At 62.4% G+C, this 2,980-nt stretch carries 2 protein-coding genes and 1 pseudogene; 1 reads left to right on the forward strand and 2 read right to left on the reverse strand.

Annotation, left to right across the window (positions count from 1 at the left end; all coding sequences use genetic code 11):
• Positions 1-183 (forward strand): annotated as a pseudogene (locus AC2VON_RS24165) (hypothetical protein); the annotation flags it as partial.
• Positions 184-407: 224 nt separating this feature from the next.
• Here AC2VON_RS24165 and AC2VON_RS24170 read toward each other — a convergent pair.
• Positions 408-1,871 carry a PE-PPE domain-containing protein gene (locus AC2VON_RS24170; protein WP_486955102.1) on the reverse strand — a complete coding sequence of 488 codons (1,464 nt, stop codon included), beginning with the start codon at positions 1,869-1,871 and terminating at the stop codon, positions 408-410.
• A gap of 274 nt (positions 1,872-2,145) precedes the next feature.
• Positions 2,146-2,980: haloalkane dehalogenase (locus AC2VON_RS24175; protein WP_486955103.1), on the reverse strand; the 835-nt coding region annotated here is incomplete at its 5' end.

A 2,980-nucleotide genomic window follows, 5' to 3' on the forward strand; every position in this document is an offset into this window, starting at 1 on the left:
CGGATTATCGGCATCGAGGTCAAGACCGGCGCCCCGACCCGGGCCGACGCCCGGCACCTCACGTGGCTTCGCGACGAATACGGCGAACGCTTTCTCGCCGGAGTCATACTGCACACCGGACCGCACGTGTACGAACTCGCAGACCGAATCACCGCTGCCCCGATCGCGGCACTGTGGAGCTGAACGGCAGACCGAGCTGACCCACCTCACATGTCGCAAACAACACCTCATGCCCGCGCGGCGGATGCGTCGATCGCTTATCGTCCATGGAGTGAGTTGCCTTACTGACGAGATAGATTGTATAGGCTAAAACTATCCTCCGAAACAGAATTTTCCTATCTTGGCGTTACTGTGGCGCTGGCATTGCGGCTGGCAGCGCGTTCAGCATCGGCCCGTCGTTAAACCGTTCAGAGCCCGATACCCGGAAGGCCGAAGTCACCCAGGACGGAGTTGATTGTCGCAATGGTGACGAACAGGTCAATAGCTCCCACAGCTAAGGGCTGCGCGACGGCCTGGTCGGCCGCCAGACCGATCGCATTGAGCGGGTCATTCAGGTTGTCTACGAATGTGTTGATCACGTTGGTCGGCACCGTGATCGCGAGGGTGAGCAGACTCTGCAGCGCCGGCAGTGTCAGGGTGCTGACCTGGGAGAGTGCCGAAGTGAAGGCGCTGACGAGGTCGGTGGGCGATGACAGCAGATCCGCCGATCCTGATGTCCCGGAGCCGGATGCCAGTCCGGAAAACAGCGACGACGGATGCGATAACTCGCTGGTGATGTCGTTCACTGCGGCACTTGCGCCTTGCTCGGTGGCCGGCGCCAGGTTCTTGATCGCGGTCATAACCTGATCCAGGGACGGGAAGATTCCGAACCCGGTCGGCACGTTGGCTTGCCCCACATCCCAGCCCTCGTTGGCGGGGTTGTCGTAGCCGAGGTTGACGATCTGGGTCAGCACCGGTTGCAACAGATCAGCCAGCGGTTTGCCGACCACCGGGATTCCGGCCAGCGGCACCAACAACGGTATGTAGGTGTGCGGACTATCGCTCATCGGAATCATGTAGTAGTCGGTGACGCCGTCGTAACCCGGAGTTGTCGGCAGTTTGATCGCGTCATCAAGCTCCGCCGTCGTGAGATCCCGATATGTCGGGTGTACGAATTCTATCCCGAGCAGCGCGTTGAGGTCGGAAATGATATTCAGGGGGTATTTGGGTAAGTCGGAGAAACCGTCGTATTCCTGAATATAGATCGAGGTGTCATAGGGGGTGTCCGACGGGGTGCTCACGTCGAACGTGGTGGTGAAAGCCGGAAAGCTGGTATCGACCCGTGCGCCCCAGCCGCCGTCGGGATTGTCGACGTCACCTACCAGCACGAACTTCACAGCGTCGGCCTTGACGCCCTCCTGTTGGAGTTCGGTCATCACCTGCGAAGAGATCATCGCGCTCTGGGATTCGCCGTAAACTGCCACGGTGTTTCCGGCGTCGACGTTTTGGGTGATGTAGGTATTCAGCATGTATTGACCCTGCGCTATCGACGTGTCGATTGGCAGGCTTTGAACGCCGGTGTATATCGGCGAGGCGCCCTCCGGTGTGAAGACACCTTCTGGTTCGGCACCCGGCAAAATTCGTTGGATGTAGAGCTCATTGGCGTCTGCTACGTAGTCACCGGCGAGTTGGGGTATCGGAGTACCGCTGCCGCCGACGATCAAACCCACCAGGTGGTTCGGGGCGTCGATCATATCTGTGCCGCTGCCGGTGAGTTGAAAGGTTTGTAACTGGGTCCCGGGCGAGGGTACCGCGGCCGGGGTGGCGACGATCAGGCTGGCACCTACCACCGCAATACTGGTGGTGGCGTAAGGAAGGGCAGTGGTTCGCATGGACATCTCCATAGAATAATCATGGCGAGAGTGAGAGGAGGATAGTATCGTTAATCTGGCTGCGGAACAAGAGCGCGCTGGTTTTAATTTTTCCAGCCGATGACGTTTGGTGATTACACAGGCTTTTGACCCCGCTGGGCGGTGCGTTCGTCACCGTGTTCGGTGCTGCGGTCTATCTAGGACTGGTATAGGACCCGGATACGCCGGGATGTGTTAGGTGTTTCCGCTGGTCAAATCCGTATGCTGGTCGGGCTGTGCCGCTGCGCCACCATCGTCAACGACGCAGGGATTCCAGGAAGTTGACGATATGATGCGCCAGCTCTTCCCCGGCGTCCTCCTGCACGAAGTGCCCGGCGTCGCGGATCACCGGATGTTCGATGCCCTGTGCGCCACGCATCTCACGCTGGAAGATCGGCGCCATCGCCCCGGTGATCGGGTCGCCGTCGCTGAACGCGACCAGCATCGGTGTTTCCGATGCGCACAGCTTCGCCCACGCCGCCCGGTTGGCCGGGGCGGCCGGGTCGTCGGGACTCGTGGGGATCAACAACGGCATCGCGCGCGGGCCGGCGCAGTAGCTGTCGTCGGGGAACGGCGCGTCGTAGCCGGCGCGGACGGCCTCGCTGACCGGCCGCCGGCAGCCCGACTCGACGAACCGCGCGACGTCGACCGTCGGTGCCGACTGGATCGCCTCGCGGAAGCGCCACCAGATCTGTGGCATCGGCACGTCACCGGTGGGCAACCCGGTGTTGGCGACGACGATCCGGGCGAACCGCTCCGGATGCTCGGCGGCCAGGCGCAGCCCGATCAGCCCGCCCCAGTCCTGTCCGACCAACGTCACCCGGTGCAGGTCCAGCACGTCGAAAGCCAGCGCCCGCATCCACTCGACATGGCGGGCGTAGCTGTGGTCTTCGGGCCGGGCCGGCTTGTCGGAGCGGCCGAACCCGACCAGGTCGGGGCAGATCACCCGGTGCCCGGCGGCGGCCAGGATCGGCATCATCTTGCGGTACAGAAACGACCAGGACGGCTCGCCGTGCAGCATCAGAACGGGGTCACCGTCATCGGGTCCGTCCTGCACCCACGCCACCCGCAGGGTGCCGCCGTCACCCTCG

It is taken from the genome of Mycobacterium sp. TH-M82 (genome assembly GCF_057473605.1).

Bases quoted from the DNA above. Each gene is read 5' to 3' on its own strand.
- AC2VON_RS24170 (WP_486955102.1), bottom strand. From the start codon at position 1,871: ATGCGAACCACTGCCCTTCCTTACGCCACCACCAGTATTGCGGTGGTA.